This is a genomic window from Bradyrhizobium sp. Pha-3 (assembly GCF_042258615.1).
Taxonomy (GTDB): Bacteria; Pseudomonadota; Alphaproteobacteria; order Rhizobiales; family Xanthobacteraceae; genus Bradyrhizobium.
Window position 1 is genome coordinate 3,547,858 of record NZ_CP170152.1, and the last position, 16,314, is coordinate 3,564,171.

Below are 16,314 nucleotides of genomic sequence, written 5' to 3' on the forward strand. Positions count from 1 at the left end.
CGTTCCGATTCCATCAGAACGGAAAAGGCTCTAGACGGTGCACAGTGCCGGCCAGTGGGCGGGCGATCGGGCCGAGATGATGTCTGCAAGTGACTTGATCCATCGACTGAAATGGGTGGCCGACGGGCTCGCCGTGCCGCTGTTCAGGTTGCGGCCGCGGCCGTTCGGGCCGGGCTATCAGACGGTCAAGCGCGACACCATCACCGCGGCGATTGACGCGGGCCTGCTTCAGGCAGGCAAGGAGCTTCCACCGGGTTACGGCGTCGCCATGGACGAGCGCGTGGTGGAATATCCCTGGGTCTATGGCCGATTGAACAATGTCGGCAAGATGCTGGACGCTGGATCGACCTTCAACCATGACTTCCTGCTGCAGCGTCCGCCGTTGCGCGGCGCGGATCTCACGATCATGACGCTGGCACCGGAGCGGCGGTGCTATTGGCATGACGGCTACTCCTATGTGTTCGGCGATCTCCGGAAGACGATGTTCGGCGATCGGGTCTTCGACACCGTCGCCAGCATTTCGACGATCGAGCACATCGGCCTCGACAATCAGATGCTGTACACGGGCGATCCGCGTGACGCCGAGACCGATCGAGACGGCTTTGTTCCGGCGGTGCAGGAGTTCAAGCGCATTCTCAAGCCCGGCGGCACCTGCCTGATCTCAGTGCCGTTCGGCAGACGCGAGAATCTCGGTTGGTATCAGGTGTTCGATCTTGCCATGATCGAGCGGATCATCGAGGCATTCGGCGCGGTGGCTCATCATGTCGACTATTTCGGCTATTCACGACAAGGCTGGTCGCGCCAGAGCGCCGAGGCGCTCGCCGACGCTACTGTTTTCGACATCCACACCGGCAAGGGGCAGGGCAACGACCTTGCGGCGTCGTCGCGCGCCGTCGCGTGCCTGCAGTTGACGGCATGAATCTCGATTATCTGATCCAGCGCCTGCTCGGTCGCGCGACGTGCCGCTTGCAGCCGGACGCGGCGCTCGGCCGCCATGCCAGGATCAGAAACATCCGCGGCGATTCCGACAAGATCGTCGTCGGCCGCAATAGCCGCATCCTGGGCGAGCTCCTGACCTTTGCGCATGGTGGGGCGATCAAAATCGGCGAGTGGTGCTACGTCGGTGAGGGAACCCGGATCTGGTCGGCGGCCTCGATCGAGATCGGCAACCGCGTTCTGATCTCGCATTCGGCGAACGTTTTCGACAATCTCACGCATCCGCTGCGGGCGACGGAGCGGCACCGGCAGGTCCAGCAGATTTTCACGCGCGGACATCCGAACGATATCTCGCTTGACGAGAGCCCGGTGAAGATCTGCGATGACGCCTGGGTCGGCGCGGGCGCAATGGTTTTGCGCGGGGTGACGGTTGGGCAGGGCGCCATCGTTGCGGCCGGCGCGGTCGTGACGAAGGATGTCGCGCCGTTTACGATCGTGGCGGGCAATCCGGCCGTGCTGGTAAGGGAGCTTGGCCCCGATGAACGGTGAGCGCCAGTTTACCAGCTGGGAGGACGCGGTGGTCTGGCTGCGCAATCAGCCGGAGCAGCGCCAGCTTGTGCTCGACGCGTTCTATGACGACCCGCTGGTTGGTGCTGCTGAACGCTATTTCCGGAGCTCCGAGTGGCAAGCGGTCGCCACGCTGCTCGCCGGCCGGTCAGGTACCGCGCTCGACGTTGGAGCCGGTCGCGGCATCGCGAGCTATGCGCTCGCCCGAACCGGCTTTGCCGTCACGGCGCTCGAACCGGACCCCAGCGCGATCGTGGGAGGGGCGGCGATCCGCGGCCTGGCTCAACAGACGCAATTGCCGATCCAGGTGGTCGAAGAGTTTTCCGAGCGGCTGCCGTTCGCCGATGCGACGTTCGATCTCGTCTTCGCCCGCGCTGTGCTGCACCATACGCGCGATCTCGAGGGGGCGTGCCGGGAGATGTTTCGCGTGCTGCGGCCCGGTGGCATGCTGATCGCGGCGCGCGAGCATGTCATCAGCAGGGAGGCGGACCTTCCGCAGTTCCTTGCGCAGCATCCGCTGCATCACCTTTACGGCGGCGAGCATGCCTTCCTGCTCGATCGTTACACCGGCGCGCTCACCAACGCAGGGTTTTCCGCCGTCGACACGCTGGCGCCGCTGCGAAGCCCGATCAACCTGTTTCCCTATACGCCGGAGACCCTGAAAGCCGCGATCGTGACCAAATTGTCGCAAAAGATTCCGGTTGCTCCGCTATGGCGAACCGCGCTTGCCTCACCCCGGCTGTTCGGCTCGCTGCTGTCGATGGCCGAACGTTTCGACAATCGACCGGGCCGGCTCTATTCCTTTGTCTGTCACAAGGCCTGAGCGATGATCGTCTGGGTTACAGGCGCGAATGGGTTCATCGGCCGCCATCTGGCGCATGCGTTGGCGGGGGCAGGCCATGCGGTGCATGGCGTCGGACACGGCGCGCTTGACGCAACGGAAGCCCGGCGGCTCGGTTTGCAGAGCTGGATCAACGGGGAGATCGATGCGGCCAATCTCAACGCGCTTGCGGTTGCGCACGGGCTGCCGACGCGCGTCTTCCATCTGGCCGGCGGATCGTCCGTCGGCGTCTCGATCGAACGGCCGTTCGAGGATTTTTCGCGGACTGTCGCAAGCACCGCGCGGCTGCTCGAATGGCTGCGCGGATCCGCGCCGGACTGCGCGGTGATCGCTGCGTCGAGTGCGGCTGTTTATGGCGCCGACCATTTCGGCCCGATCGCTGAAGGCGCGATCGTAACTCCGATGTCGCCGTATGGGCAGCATAAGCTGATGATGGAGCAATTGTGCGCGAGTTACGCGCGGTCATTCGGGCTGCGTTGCACGGTCGTGCGGCTGTTCTCTGTCTATGGGCCCAACCTGCGCAAACAATTGCTTTGGGATATCTGCTCGCGGCTCAACGCCAAGGAGCAGGTGCTCACGCTCGGCGGGACCGGCAACGAGATACGTGACTGGACCGACGTTCGCGACGTCGCGAGGCTGCTTGCAAGCGTCGCGGAAACGTCGTCGTCACAAGAGGCCTTCCGGGTCATCAATGGTGGTTCGGGCCGGGGGACCAGCGTTGCCGACATCGCCGGCGGTCTCATCGGACAGTGGGGCAGCAAGACGGTTGTGCGGCACTCGGGTGTAAGCCGCCCCGGTGATCCCATGAGCCTGTTGGGGGATGCTGCGATGCTGCGCCAGATCGGCTTCGATTGGCGCATTCCGCTCGATCAGGGCCTCGCCGATTACGTGGCCTGGTTCAAGGGGCAGGCTTCGTGACGTCCCGCCCATTGCGGTTCGCGTTCAATCACATTTCGCGACGGATTTGGGCCGGCGGCTACAATTATCAGCGCAATCTGTTCGCGGCGCTCGATCGGTTTTTGCCCGGCGAGTTCGCCCCGGTCGTCTTTGCCGGGACGCGGGCCGACGAGAACGAACTCGCCGAGCTTGGTGCGATACCGGGCGTCGAGATCATCCGATCGGAGGCGTTCGACGGGCAGCCAGGTCTCGCTGCGGCACTCGCGATTGGTCTGGACCGCGGAGCCGCGGCGGCGTTTCGCTCCGCACACGTCGATGTTGTTGTTGAATCCGCGCGCTTCTTCGGTTGGCGGCTGGCGATCCCTGCCGTGGCGTGGATTCCGGATCTGCAGCACCATTCTCTGCCTCAGCTGTTTCCGAGGACGGCACGCTGGCGCCGCGAGATTGGCTTTCGCGTTCAACTCGCGTCAAAGCGGACCATCATGCTGAGCAGCGAGAGCGCCTTCCGGGATTTCAGGGCTTGCTACCCACACGCCAGCAACCGGGTCAGCGTCGTTCGCTTCGCGACCCAGCCGCCGGCGGCGTTCCTGAACATCGACCCATCGGAAGTAATCGCGGCGTACAATCTGCCGACGAACTACTTCTATCTGCCCAATCAGTTCTATCGCCACAAGAACCATCAGCTCGTCGTCGACGCTTTGGCGATCCTGAGGCGTCGTGGGGTCGAGGTCGTTGTCTGTGCGTCCGGCAGCACGGAAGATCGGCGCGAGCCGGGATACTATGATCGGGTCAACTCCGAGATCCGGAAGCGCGGCCTCGATACGCATTTTCGTCACCTCGGCGTGATCCCGTTGCCGCATGTCTACGCGCTGCTGCGGGCTTCGACAGCCCTGCTCAACCCGTCCCGCTTCGAGGGCTGGAGCACGACGGTCGAGGAGGCGAAGTCGTTCGGCGTTCCGATGATCCTGTCGGACATCGACGTGCACCGGGAGCAGACCGCCGGCGCTGCCCGCTATTTCGGCGTCGATGATCCGGTCGCGCTGGCGGATCATCTGATGCAAGCCTCACAGGAGGCTCGCGGGCTCGTGGTTAGAAATGTCGTCCCGCATCAGGATGACAACGTCCGGGCGTTTGCGGCAAGCTTTTCAAGAACCGTGTGGCAGGCCGTTCGTCAGAATGCCGGTGAGCCCGCCGCAAATTAGAAGAAGGCTGAGCGGCACTGGGCAAGATCTCCACAGCGGGAGAACCCGAGGTGGAGATCCCTGATCCGTAGCCGGTGCAGGCCGGGCGGGATAGCTCAGGCTGAGCCTCTGATCACACCGTCTCGTTCGGGATCAGTTCGAAGCTGCTATCGGGGCTTTGATAGGCATCCAGCATCGCCTTGGCGATTGACTTCGGGTTGTGCCATCGTTCGACATAAAATCGGGACGCTTGGCCGCGCATGGACCACTCGGAACGGCGATCAAGAACCGCGGCAATGCTCTCTGCAAGGTCTCCGGGGTTGAGCCGGTAGACGGGCAGCTCGCGCTTGATGGCGTCCGGAACGAACATCATATCTTCTTCCCGGATGTAGCACGCGGCCGGCTTTCCCATCGCCATCATCTCGACCGCGAAGCCCCCGTACCAGCCTGCCAGAACCTGGTCGATTGCGAGGTCTGCCGACCGATAAATCTCCAGCGCCTGCTCGTGACTCGTCTTTTCGACAAGGATGAGGTCGAAATCGTACCGCGATCGCAATTGTTCGAGGGCGTTCAGGATCATCGGTGTACCCTTGATCCGTCCGGCGGTCGGGGCATGAACGATCTTTGGCCGCCCCTGTTCGGAAGGCGGCGCAACGTCGAACTTCTCGATCTCGACGTTTGAATATGGGAGGAACTGGCCGTTCGGTACGATGTGTCCGAGTTCCGGATTCAGATAGAAGACCCGATCGAACAGCGGCAGAACCTTTTCGATCAGAAAGTGCCGCCGATGGTCGAGAGCGTCCGTGCATCTTTGATACAGCTCGCAGTGTTGCGGGGCGCACATCGTCCATTCGTTTCGCTTGTTTCCCTCGTTCGCCAGCCGGACATCACAACCTTGCAGGGTCATGAACAGCTTCTTGTTGAACAGGCGGGCGGCGTGCAGGTCTGCGGTCGCCAGTCTGTTGATGATATCCGTCAGCAGCGATGGCCGGGAGAGCACTGATCCCGGCGCGGAGAGGGGAAAACCCGGCGACAGAAAGGTCTGTCCGAAATAGTAGTGAAGAACATCGTAGTGCCACTGGTTCCTCAGACCGAACGCCGCGCTGCGAATGGCCGTCTCAACGAATCCGGCGGTCTTTGCCGACAGCATCCGGTCTGCCGGGTATCCGAGCCATGTGTCGTTTCGAACGACGACCTCACTGGATGCTCCCAGCTGCCGTTCGGCGCGGGACAGCACCCAGGGCTGGTTTCCGACATTGACTGGTCCGTGCAGGATTTTCATGTGCGTGTATTCAGGTTCGCACAGGGCTACGAGGCATGATCGTCTCCCGCGAACTCGCTGACCCGCCTCGTCAGGCGTGCCCGCAGATCCTCGGGAAGAGCGGCAGTTTCGCAATAGAGCCTTCCGAGCCTCGCTGCGATCGCTTGCAAGCTGTAATGTGCTTCGACATAGCGGCGCCCCGCCTGGCCGATCTCGTTCAGGTCGAGCTCACCCCTCAAGCATCGCTTCAGCACATCATAGATTTCATCAGGACGCGTGTTGATGATCGGGCAGGTTGCCGGATCGATCATCATGCGGTCGTTGCGCAGGAAGCACAGAACGGGTTTGGCCATCGCCATCGCCTCCAGGGCCGTATAGCCGTGGAAGCCGGCGACGAATTGATCCGCGACAACGTGCGAGGCGCCAAAGAGCTCGATGACTTTCTTGTTGGGAACGCCCTGCACCGAAACCAGCTCGATCTTCTCTCCCTCCTTGACCAGCCGATCGATCGCCTCGATCAGAAGCCTGGTTCCCTTGAAGTGTCCGTGGTTCGGCGCATGCGCCACTTTCAGCACGTCGCCGGCCTTGTAGACCGGCGGCCTTGCGGCGAGCTTGCTTGCGTCAATCGGCCAGTAGTGCATGTCCCGGCAGCCGGGCACATACGTCACCATGTCCCCCATCGCGATCTGCGCGGTTGCACGGCCCTTGAGGCGGTTGATCGACGAGGCGTGCATCTCCGTCGTGCAGACACAGAACTTGCCCGGGGACGGGCATTCTTCGCACAGGTTCGGGTGACCGAGTGCGAGCGTTGGTTCCCGTGCTCGGACGTCGGCACCGTAGGCGTAGGTATACAATCGCTTTCCCGACTGGAACAGGAGGTCGAGTTCCTCGGGGTTGATGCCATAGCGTCCATCGCTCAGCATCAGGCCGCGGTCATAGAAGTAGTTGAAGATATCGTAGCGCAGCAGGGCCCACGCCAGAACCATGCGACGAAACAGGCCGAGACCTCTTCGGCTGCGCAGCAGCCGAAGGAAGCCCTCGAACAGGATGAGGTTGATGTCGAATGATCTCGTCACGTAGTACGTGTTGAACACCAGCGACGAGGAGCGAAATCCCAACATTCGATCGCAGCGTGCGAGAAGCGGCAAGGTGAGGATCGGGGTGGCGGCCCACAACGTGCGCACCTTTCCCTTCGCAAGACGCTTCTCGGTGGCGCGCCGCGCCGCGCGAACAAGCGCGCGCGTGACGAATTCCGCGGCGGCAGATTGGGCCGGCCGGGGATCCGCAACGTCGTCGGCGGGAAGCGGTGCTTCCGTCAGGGACGTCGGTCCGATGGGTTCGATCTTGTTCACTCAGGGATCCGATGGATGCCAACTCAACATCAGCCAGCAGCTTCTAGCACAGGTTTGGTCCGAAGCGGCCATGCGATCCAGGCCCGGAGAGGCGGTGCAGAGTTGGCGGCCGGCCATCGCTATCTCAGGTTTCACCAGCGTATGAAAACAGCTTCGATCGGTCCGGGAACGTTGACGCTCAGTAGATGATCAGGCTAAGACAGCGGCGGTTTGTTCCAAATGCGCGCATATTCTGACGCGGCGGTTATACCGAGCTCCGCCATCGAATCAATCTGGATAGGCATTTCGTGTGCGGCATATTTGGCCTCATAGATAAGACCGGGCCCGTCGATGCCCGCCAAGTGGACCAGATGACCGATCTCGTTGCTCACCGTGGTCCGGATGGGCGTGGGGTGAGGGTCAACGGGAACGTCGGGATCGGACACCGGCGACTGGCGATCATCGATCTGACCGAAGATGGCGCACAGCCGATGCGCGACAGACGGCTCCCGATCTGGATCACCTACAACGGCGAGATCTACAATTACGTCGAGCTCCGCACGGAGCTCGAGGCTCTCGGATACACTTTTCATACGGCCTCGGATACCGAGGTCCTGCTCACAGCCTATGTTTGCTGGGGTGCAGCGTGCCTCGATCGTTTCAACGGCATGTGGTCGTTTGCGATTCACGACGAGCGCGACAACACGCTGTTCTGCGCCCGCGACAGGTTTGGCGTGAAGCCGTTCTACTACGTCAATACGGCGAGGCAGTTCGCGTTCGGCTCGGAGATCCGCCAGCTTCTTCCGCTGATCGAGCGCCCGATCGCGGATGACGATCTGATCAACGATTTCCTCGTTTGCGGCATGACCGACCATACCAGCCGGACCTTCTTCAAGGGCGTCGAGAAACTGCCGCCCGGGCATCGGATGCGCGTCGATGTGTCGACGGGGCAGGTCGAAATCGAGCGCTACTATTCACTTGCGCCTGGGTTGGCCGTGTCTGATGAAGGCCGCGCGGCGAAATCGTTGCGGGAGCTGCTCGATGACGCGACGCGTCTGCGGCTGCGTTCGGATGTTCGGGTCGGAACCTGCCTGTCGGGTGGGCTGGACAGTTCGAGTGTCGCGACGCTGGCGGCGCGGCGCTATGCGCCAGGCTCGAGCGAGCGCTTCTTTGCCATCACTGCCGTGAGCGAGCAGGCGTCCAACAATGAGGAGGCGTACGCGGCGGAGGTTGCAGAACGAGCGGAGCTGAACTGGCTGCGCACCAAGCCGACCTATCAGGACTTTGCATCGACGGCGGAGACCTTGCTCGACGTCCAGGAGGAGCCGTTCGCAGGCCCCTCGATCATGATGCAGTATGCGGTGATGAAGGCTGCGCGAACGAACGGCGTCATCGTGCTGCTCGACGGTCAGGGCGGTGACGAAACATTGTTGGGGTACCATCGCTACTATGCGGCCTGGTTGCTCGACCACCTTCGCAGCGGTGGCGTCCGTGGATTTCTGTCCGCCTTCGGCGCCGCCACGCGGGCAGGGATTTCGCGCCGGCGGTTGCTGATGTATTTGTTCGGTGCCGGTTCGGCAGGGCTGCGCGCTGCCTATTACCGGCTGCGCTACACTTTCCTCAAAAATCCCGACTTGCCCGAACCGCTTCGCCGCTTTGCGTCGAAGACGAGGGATGCGCAGGGCATGCAGGTGCTGGAGATTACCGAGACCAATTTGCCGATGCTGCTGCGTTTCGAGGACAAGAACTCCATGCGGTTCGGCATCGAAACGCGACTTCCATTCCTCGACTATCGCTTCGTCGAGTTTGCTTTGGCCCTTCCCACAGGCATCAAGCTGAACAAGGGATGGGCAAAATGGCCGCTTCGCGCCGCGATGAGCGATCTGCTGCCGGCCAGCATCACCTGGCGGAGGGACAAGATCGGTTTTGCTGCCCCGGACCGGATCTGGCTCACGCGACATTCCGCCGCGATGTATGACAAGGTGATCGCAAGCGAGCTCCTGGCCCGCTATGTCGACATGCCGAAGCTCAAGAGGAAATTTCACCGGCTCGATCTTGGAATGCGCTGGCGTCTCTATTGCGTTGCGCTCTGGGGAGAGCGCTTTCGGGTCGAAGCGCCATGAGGCCTGATGGTTCCTGGATGTCATCGTCGCAGTCGACGAGCGCCGGCTTGTCGGCCGCTGCTTTGCGGGCGGTCCGATGAACATCTGGCTGCTGCATCCGTTCGCGGGCGGGCCGGGCCTCGGCCGTCACTGGCGTCCGTTTTGGCTCGCAGATGCCTGGAGCAAGATGGGGCATCGGGTCGTGGTGGTCAGTGCCGGCTTCCATCACCTGCACAGGGAGCCGCGCGCGCCGGGGCCGCAGCGGATCGACGGCGTCGACTTCTGGTTCCTCGATACCCCGCGCTATGATGGCGGCAATCTGGGGCGGCTTCGCAACAATCTGAGCTTTGCGCCGGCCTTTCGTTCGGCGACATCCGCGATCGCCGCCCAATTCGGCGAGCCGGATCTGATGATCGCGTCCAGCCCGCATCTGTTCTTCATTTCGGCGGCGCGTCAGATCGCGCAGCGCTTCGGTGCGAGGTTCTGGCTGGAGGTTCGCGACCTCTGGCCGGAAAGCATCGTGGCGCTTGGAATGACCCCGACCTGGCACCCCCTCGTGAGGCTGCTCGGTTGGAAGGAGCGGTCCGCCTATCGCGCCGCGGATCGCGTGATCTGTCTTTTGGCCGGTGCAGAAGCCCATATGCGGGCGCGCGGCTTGAGCGCCGGCAAGTTCATTTGGATTCCCAATGGCGTGTCCGATGGCGAGATCCAGAGCGCACTGACGATCGAAACTCTCGGTCATCCGTTGATCGACCGCATCAATCAGCTGAAGCAGCAGGGCAGGCGGGTTGTCCTCTATGCCGGCGGCATGGGGCCGCCAAACGCAGTGGAGGTCGTTCTCGACGCCGCCGCTGTCCTCGGCGGCACAAGCCCCGAGATCAGTTTCGTTCTGATCGGTTCAGGCACCTCGCTCGCCGCACTGAAGCAGCGGGCGGCAGGGCTTGCCAACGTGGAGTTTCACGACGAAGTCGATCGGTCGATCGTGCATGGCATGCTGCACGCGTCCGATTGCGCGGTCGTCGCCTTCCACAAGAACGCGCTCTACCACCACGGCATCAGCCCCAACAAGCTGTTCGACTACTGCCTCTTCGCGCCGCGCAGCGTCATTGCCTGCGAAGCGCGGGCGCTCGCCGGGCTCGAGGATTTGGTGACTGCGCGATGCGCGCCGGACGACGCCAGCGTACTCGCCGCGTCCCTGCGCGCGGCGCTGGACGGTCCGGCGCGTTCGCGGGTCGAACGCGTCGCAATCGCGCAGCGCTACAGCTATTCCACGCTAGCCGCGCGGTACCTGGCCGAAGCCGGGGATCCGGCCTAGGTGTGGCTATGACGACACATGGGCTATAGCTAAACTAGTTTGATATCAATGACTTAGCATGTTCATCGTGTGAACGAATTCGCTTGACGTTCATCCGGTGAACGCGCTATCAGCCACCCCAGTGGGGATAGGCGTGATGGCGGGCATTCTACCGACAGATGAGAATGACAGCGACCGGCTGGTGCTCGGTCTGCTCACCTCGCTTGAAGCCGATGGTGCGCAGTCGCAGCGGCGGATCGCAGCCGATCTCGGCGTCGCGCTCGGCCTGGTCAACGCCTACCTGAAGCGGGCGATCAAGAAGGGCTTCGTCAAGGTCGGGCAGGCGCCGGCACGGCGCTATGCCTATTACCTCACGCCGCAGGGCTTCTCCGAGAAATCGCGACTGACCGTCCAATTCCTGACGGACTCGTTTTCGCTCTTCCGCAAGGCGAAGGAGGAGTATGGCAGGCTGTTTGAGCGCGCTCAGGCGCTCGGCTTCAGGCGGGTGGTGCTCGCCGGGCAGTCCGACCTCTGCGAAATCGCGATCCTGTGCGCGGTCGATGGGCCGATTTCCGTCATTGCGATCGTCGATCCCGATGCAACCGCGACCCGGTTCATTGGCGTCAAGGTCGTTTCCTCCTACGCGTTGGTGGACGAGCCGTTCGATGCGGTCGTTGTGACGCATCTGACGGCGGCGCGCAGCGTATTCGAGCAGGCACTCAGCAATTTCGGGGCGGAGAAAGTCCTTGCGCCGGATCTGCTGGGCTTGCGTCCAAAGCAGTCGCTGGGAGCGTGATGGCCATGGAGCACGGTTCACGCTGGTACGTCGTCCAGACGCAAGTCAATGCCGAAGCAAAGGCGGCCGCCAACCTCGAGCGGCAGGGATTTTCTGTCTATTGCCCCCGTTACCTGAAGCGCCGCAGCCATGCCAGGAAGGTCGAGACTGTGCCGCGTCCGTTGTTTCCGCGCTATCTCTTTGTCGGGATCGATCTCGCGTCGCAGCGCTGGCGTGCCATTCAATCGACGCTCGGCGTGTCACACCTCGTGTGCGTCGGGGATCGGCCCGCGGTGGTGGAAGACCGCGTCATCGATGCCTTGAAAGGGCGCGAGGACGAAGCCGGCTTCATCACGCTGGCGCGCCGGCCGGCGTTCTCGCCGGGGGATAAAGTGCGAATTGTCGAAGGTGCGTTCGTCGACAGTCTTGCGCTCGTTGAAGACGCCAGCGATCAGCATCGCGTTGCGGTTCTCTTGAACCTGTTGGGCCGCAAGGTCCGTGTTCTTGTCGGGACGGACCTGATCGCTGCGGCGTAACTGCGTCTGCCCTCGGGCAGGCGTGATGGACATGTTTGGCTTGGGTGTGATGTTCGATTCACCCCGAGTGCGGTAGCTTGCCTGAAGCAGGCAGAAACGGTTGAGAGAGGGGCCCATGACGACTTACGCATTGATCGGCGCTGCCGGCTACATCGCGCCGCGGCACATGCGGGCGATGGCCGAGACTGGCGGCAATCTGGCCGTGGCGTACGATCCCAACGATTCCGTCGGCATCATGGACAGTCACTTTCCGGATGCCGAGTTCTTCACCCAGTTCGAGCTGTTCGATCGTCACGTCGACCAGTTGCGCAGAGGCGGCCGAAAGATCGACTACATGTCGATCTGCTCGCCGAACTATCTGCACGACGCGCATTGCCGGTTTGCGCTGCGCTCCGGAGTGGATGCCATCTGCGAAAAGCCGCTGGTCCTCAATCCCGGCGACATCGACGAGCTGGCGGCCATCGAGCAAGACACCGGTCGCCGCATCTCGACCATTCTGCAGTTGCGGCTGCATCCGGCGATCATCGCCCTGCGCGATCGCTTCGCGAACTCGAACAAGCGCCACAAGGTCGAGCTGACCTACATCACCTCGCGCGGGCGCTGGTATCACACCTCCTGGAAGGGGGCGGACGGCAAGTCGGGTGGTGTTGCGACCAATATCGGGGTGCACTTCTTCGACATGCTGAGCTTCGTGTTCGGCCCCGCCAGCCGCAACGAGGCGCACCTGCGCGAGGCGGAGAGGGCGGCCGGCTCGCTGGAGTGCGAGCGCGCGGATGTCAGCTGGTTTCTGTCCTTGGACCGCAACGACCTGCCCGACAGCGTGAAAGGCAAGAAGACGACCTATCGCTCGATCACCGTCGACGGCGAGGAGGTCGAATTCTCGGAAGGGTTCACTGATCTGCATACGCGGAGCTATGAGGAGATCGTCGCCGGCCGCGGCTTCAGACTCGATGAAGTCCGCCCCTCGATCGATATCGTCTCCACGTTCCGCCATGCGCCGATCGTCAGAAGCAACGGCGTTCACGCCTTTGCCCAGAAGGCGATGCACAAATGAGCGAGATGCGCGAGGATCCGCGCTTTCCAGGCGTCCTGATCCATCAATCGAGCTACGTTGACGATGGCGCGGTGCTCGGGCGCGGCACCAAGATCTGGCACTTCTGCCATATTCTGCCGCGTACGGTGATCGGCGAGGACTGCTCGATCGGCCAGAACGTGATGATCGGTCCGAACGTTACGATCGGAAACGGCTGCAAGATCCAGAACAACGTTTCGATCTATGATGGCGTCGAACTCGGCGATGACGTGTTCTGCGGCCCGAGCTGCGTCTTCACGAACGTGAACAATCCGCGCGCCGGCGTGTCGCGGAAGGACGAGTTTCGCAAGACGCCGATCGGGCGCGGCGCCAGCATTGGCGCCAATGCGACCATCATCTGCGGACATTCGCTGGGCGAGTACTGCTTCATCGGAGCCGGTGCTGTTGTCACGAAGAATGTCGCCGCATTTTCGTTGATGGCAGGCAATCCGGCCCGCCGAATTGGTTGGATGAGTAGAGCAGGCGAGCGGCTGGGCAGCGATCTGGTCTGCCCGCGCACTCACCGTCGTTATGAGCTTCGCAATGAAGCGCTGGTTGAAATCGAGGGTTGAAGAAAATGGACATTCGCGGAAAGAAGGTTGTCGTTATCGGGGGCGCCGGGCTGATCGGGTCGCATGCGGTTGATCAGCTGACGCAGACTGACGTCGGCGAGATCGTCATTTACGACAACTTCGTGCGCGGCACGCATGAGAACCTTGCCGGCGCGCTGCGCGACCCTCGCGTCAAGATTTTCGAGGCCGGCGGCGATATCACACAGGTCGACATCCTCGATGCGGCCCTGAAGGGAGCCGACGGGGTGTTTCAGTTCGCTGCGCTCTGGCTGCTGCAGTGTCACGAATTCCCGCGAACGGCTTTTGACGTCAACGTCAACGGAATGTTCAACGTCCTGGACGGGTGCGTGCGCAACGGTGTCAAGCGGCTGGTTTGGTCGTCGTCGGCCTCCGTCTACGGCGATGCCGTCGAGGAGCCGATGACGGAAGACCATCCGTTCAACAACAAGAACTTCTATGGTGCGACCAAGATCTGTGGCGAGGCGATGGCCCGTGCCTACCACTTCCGCTACGGCCTCGACTATGTCGGTCTCCGGTACATGAACGTGTACGGACCGCGTCAGGATTACCGGGGAGCCTATATCGCCGTGATCATGAAGATGCTCGACGCGATCGACAAGGGAGAGGGACCGACGATCCTGGGGGATGGCTCGGAGGCGTTCGATTTCGTCGCGGTGGAAGATTGCGCGCGCGCCAATCTGTGCGCCATGGGCGCGAGCGCGACGGATCGCTTCTACAATGTCGGCACAGGACACCGGACCTCGCTGAAGCAGATCGCCGAAAAGCTCCTGAACCTCACCGGCTCCAATCAACCGATCAACTATGCGCCGCGGAGCCAGGCCACGCTTGTGCGCAACCGGATCGGATCGCCGAAGCGGGCGCAGGAGGAGATCGGCTTCACCGCCGCGATCGACCTGGACGAAGGACTGCGGCGGCTGATCGACTGGCGCAGAAGCCATATCGATCAGGTCGATCAGCGTCGTGCCAAGGCTCAGATCTGAAGGCTCAGATCTGAGCTCGCACCCGACATCATTGAATAGATCGGCCAGAATCACATGTGCGGCATAGCCGGAATTCTGCACCGCGACGGGCGGCCCGCTTCAATCACCACGTTGACGGCAATGACCGATATCATTGCCCATCGCGGGCCGGACGGCGAAGGCCACTACTGCAACGGTCCCGTTGGGCTCGGTCATCGTCGGCTGTCGATCATTGATTTGACCGACGCCGCGCGGCAGCCGATGGAGATGCGCGACGGCCGATTCGTGCTGACCTACAATGGGGAGATCTACAACTTCAAGGAATTGAAGGTCGAGCTTTCGGCCAGGGGCCACGTCTTCAACTCCTCCGGCGACAGCGAGGTGTTGCTGCACGCCTTCGCCGAGTGGGGCCTCGGTGCGCTTCTCAAGTTCAACGGCATGTTCGCTTTTGCGATCTGGGACAACAAGGAGCGGAAGCTCACCTTGGCCCGGGATCGCTTCGGCGTGAAGCCGCTCTACTATGCCGAACTTGGGCAGACCTTCGTGTTCGCCTCCGAACATAAGGCTTTTCGGGCATTCTCGGAGTACAAGGCGCGCGTCGACATCAGGGGTCTGTCGGAGTATCTCAGCTTTCAGAACTTCTTCGCCGAGCGGACGTTGTTTGCCGGCGTGAAGTTGTTGCCGGCCGGCTGCTATCTGCAGATTTCGCAGGACAGCAGGGCCGTCGAGCCGGTGCAGTACTGGGATTTTCATTTCGAGGAGCCCGAGTACGCCGTCGATGAGAATGAGGCGACCGACGAACTCGATCGCCTGTTCAGGCAGGCGGTCAACCGCCAGCTCGTGAGCGACGTCGAGGTCGGGTGCTATCTTTCCGGCGGTATGGACTCCGGCTCCATTACCGCGCTGGCATCGAGCCAGCTGCCGTTCATGCGGACGTTTACGGTCGGCTTCGATCTCAACTCGGCCTCGGGCGTCGAACTCGGATACGACGAACGGACGAAGGCCGAGCATATGTCGTATTTGTTCAAGACCGAGCACTACGAGATGGTTTTGAAGGCCGGCGACATGGAGCGTGCGCTGCCTCAGCTTGCATGGCATCTGGAGGAGCCGCGCGTCGGCCAGTCCTATCCGAATTTCTATGCAGCAAAGCTCGCATCCAAATTTGGCAAGGTGGTCCTGACAGGGACCGGGGGAGACGAGCTGTTCGGCGGATACCCCTGGCGTTACTACCGCGCCGTCGTGAACGACGACTTCGATCATTATATCGAGAAGTACTTCGGATTCTGGCAGCGCATGGTTCCGAGCGGAACGATGCCGAAGCTGCTGGGACCGGTATGGGATGAGGCCAGGCAGACCGCGCCGATCGATATCTTCAGGGGCGTGTTCAAGGAGCACGCCTCGGAGCTGCGGCGGCCCGAGGACTACGTCAATCACTCGCTCTACTTCGAGGCCAAGACGTTCCTGAACGGGCTGCTTGTCGTCGAGGACAAGCTGGCCATGGCGCATGGACTCGAGAGCAGAGTGCCGTTTCTCGACAACGATCTCGTCGATTTCGCAATGAAGCTTCCCGCCAAGATGAAGCTCGGCAATCTGACCGAGGTCGTTCGCCTCAACGAAAACGAGCCCGGAGGCAAGGCGCAGCGCTATTACGAGCGCACGAAGGACGGCAAGTTGATTTTGCGGAAGATGATGAGCCGGCATATCCCCGACGAAGTGGCGGAGCGCGAGAAGCAGGGCTTCTCTGCGCCGGATGCCAGCTGGTTCAAGGGGGAGAGCATCGAGTATGTCAAACGGAGGCTCTTCAGCAACACGGCCCGCATCTACGACCTGGTCGACCGAAAGACCGTTCGCTCGTTGGTCGACGAACATCTGGAAGGACGGGAAAACAGGCGGCTGCTGATCTGGTCTTTGCTCAATCTCGAGCAGATCATGGAAAGCAGCTTTTAGGCCCGCACAATGGGAGCGCGCT

The 16,314-nt window shown here is 62.0% G+C and carries 17 protein-coding genes; 13 read left to right on the plus strand and 4 right to left on the minus strand.

What is annotated here, in order from left to right; genetic code table 11:
• The first annotated feature begins 79 nt into the window (after positions 1-79).
• Genes ACE10Z_RS16595 through ACE10Z_RS16610 form a run of 4 tightly spaced genes read left to right on the plus strand, consistent with a single transcriptional unit; the run spans position 80 to position 3,262 of the window.
• A complete protein-coding gene (locus ACE10Z_RS16595; protein ID WP_375788875.1) occupies positions 80-919 on the plus strand; it encodes a hypothetical protein in 840 nt (279 codons plus the stop codon).
• Positions 916-1,485 (plus strand): acyltransferase, encoded by a 570-nt coding sequence (locus ACE10Z_RS16600; protein ID WP_375788876.1) that lies wholly within the window; start codon positions 916-918, stop codon positions 1,483-1,485. The genes ACE10Z_RS16595 and ACE10Z_RS16600 overlap by 4 nt, the downstream gene beginning before the upstream one ends.
• Positions 1,475-2,326 carry a class I SAM-dependent methyltransferase gene (locus tag ACE10Z_RS16605; protein ID WP_375788877.1) on the plus strand — a complete coding sequence of 284 codons (852 nt, stop codon included), beginning with the start codon at positions 1,475-1,477 and terminating at the stop codon, positions 2,324-2,326. Before ACE10Z_RS16600 ends, ACE10Z_RS16605 begins: the two co-directional genes overlap by 11 nt.
• A gap of 3 nt (positions 2,327-2,329) precedes the next feature.
• Positions 2,330-3,262 carry an NAD-dependent epimerase/dehydratase family protein gene (locus ACE10Z_RS16610; protein WP_375788878.1) on the plus strand — a complete coding sequence of 311 codons (933 nt, stop codon included), beginning with the start codon at positions 2,330-2,332 and terminating at the stop codon, positions 3,260-3,262.
• On the opposite strand, the gene ACE10Z_RS16615 is transcribed toward ACE10Z_RS16610, so the two are convergent.
• Positions 3,229-3,639 (minus strand): hypothetical protein, encoded by a 411-nt coding sequence (locus ACE10Z_RS16615; protein ID WP_375788879.1) that lies wholly within the window; start codon positions 3,637-3,639, stop codon positions 3,229-3,231. The two genes, ACE10Z_RS16610 and ACE10Z_RS16615, sit on opposite strands and share 34 nt — an antisense overlap.
• Positions 3,640-3,723: 84 nt before the next feature.
• Between ACE10Z_RS16615 and ACE10Z_RS16620 the strand changes: the two genes are divergently transcribed.
• On the plus strand, positions 3,724-4,443 hold the full coding sequence (locus ACE10Z_RS16620) for a glycosyltransferase (RefSeq protein WP_375788880.1): 720 nt from the start codon (positions 3,724-3,726) through the stop codon (positions 4,441-4,443).
• Positions 4,444-4,555: 112 nt separating this feature from the next.
• Here the strand turns inward: ACE10Z_RS16620 and ACE10Z_RS16625 are convergent, their stop codons facing one another.
• The 3 genes from ACE10Z_RS16625 to ACE10Z_RS16635 form a co-directional block, all read right to left on the minus strand.
• Entirely contained in the window at positions 4,556-5,704 is a 1,149-nt protein-coding gene (locus ACE10Z_RS16625) for a hypothetical protein (RefSeq protein WP_375788881.1), read from the minus strand.
• A gap of 26 nt (positions 5,705-5,730) precedes the next feature.
• Entirely contained in the window at positions 5,731-7,035 is a 1,305-nt protein-coding gene (locus ACE10Z_RS16630) for a hypothetical protein (RefSeq protein WP_375788882.1), read from the minus strand.
• 194 nt (positions 7,036-7,229) lie between these two features.
• A complete protein-coding gene (locus ACE10Z_RS16635; protein WP_375790132.1) occupies positions 7,230-7,406 on the minus strand; it encodes a hypothetical protein in 177 nt (58 codons plus the stop codon).
• On the opposite strand from ACE10Z_RS16635, the gene asnB (ACE10Z_RS16640) reads away from it, so the two are divergent.
• From asnB (ACE10Z_RS16640) to asnB (ACE10Z_RS16675), 8 genes are all read left to right on the plus strand, one after another.
• Positions 7,386-9,137, plus strand: a complete 1,752-nt coding sequence (gene asnB / locus ACE10Z_RS16640) for an asparagine synthase (glutamine-hydrolyzing) (RefSeq protein WP_375788883.1) — start codon at positions 7,386-7,388, stop codon at positions 9,135-9,137. The two genes, ACE10Z_RS16635 and asnB (ACE10Z_RS16640), sit on opposite strands and share 21 nt — an antisense overlap.
• Before the next feature lie 76 nt (positions 9,138-9,213).
• Positions 9,214-10,431 carry a glycosyltransferase family 4 protein gene (locus tag ACE10Z_RS16645; protein WP_375788884.1) on the plus strand — a complete coding sequence of 406 codons (1,218 nt, stop codon included), beginning with the start codon at positions 9,214-9,216 and terminating at the stop codon, positions 10,429-10,431.
• A gap of 136 nt (positions 10,432-10,567) precedes the next feature.
• Entirely contained in the window at positions 10,568-11,206 is a 639-nt protein-coding gene (locus ACE10Z_RS16650; RefSeq protein ID WP_375788885.1) for a winged helix-turn-helix transcriptional regulator, read from the plus strand.
• The gene (locus ACE10Z_RS16655; protein WP_375788886.1) at positions 11,206-11,721 is read left to right on the plus strand and encodes a transcription termination/antitermination protein NusG; all 516 of its coding nucleotides are present in this window, start codon (positions 11,206-11,208) and stop codon (positions 11,719-11,721) included. Before ACE10Z_RS16650 ends, ACE10Z_RS16655 begins: the two co-directional genes overlap by 1 nt.
• 115 nt (positions 11,722-11,836) lie before the next feature.
• On the plus strand, positions 11,837-12,775 hold the full coding sequence (locus ACE10Z_RS16660) for a Gfo/Idh/MocA family oxidoreductase (RefSeq protein ID WP_375788887.1): 939 nt from the start codon (positions 11,837-11,839) through the stop codon (positions 12,773-12,775).
• A complete protein-coding gene (locus ACE10Z_RS16665) occupies positions 12,772-13,365 on the plus strand; it encodes an acyltransferase (RefSeq protein WP_375788888.1) in 594 nt (197 codons plus the stop codon). The genes ACE10Z_RS16660 and ACE10Z_RS16665 overlap by 4 nt, the downstream gene beginning before the upstream one ends.
• A 5-nt stretch (positions 13,366-13,370) precedes the next feature.
• Complete coding sequence (locus ACE10Z_RS16670) at positions 13,371-14,366, plus strand: NAD-dependent epimerase/dehydratase family protein (protein ID WP_176530103.1); 996 nt, start codon at positions 13,371-13,373, stop codon at positions 14,364-14,366.
• Positions 14,367-14,420: 54 nt separating this feature from the next.
• The gene (gene asnB / locus ACE10Z_RS16675; protein ID WP_375788889.1) at positions 14,421-16,292 is read left to right on the plus strand and encodes an asparagine synthase (glutamine-hydrolyzing); all 1,872 of its coding nucleotides are present in this window, start codon (positions 14,421-14,423) and stop codon (positions 16,290-16,292) included.
• Positions 16,293-16,314: the final 22 nt, after the last annotated feature.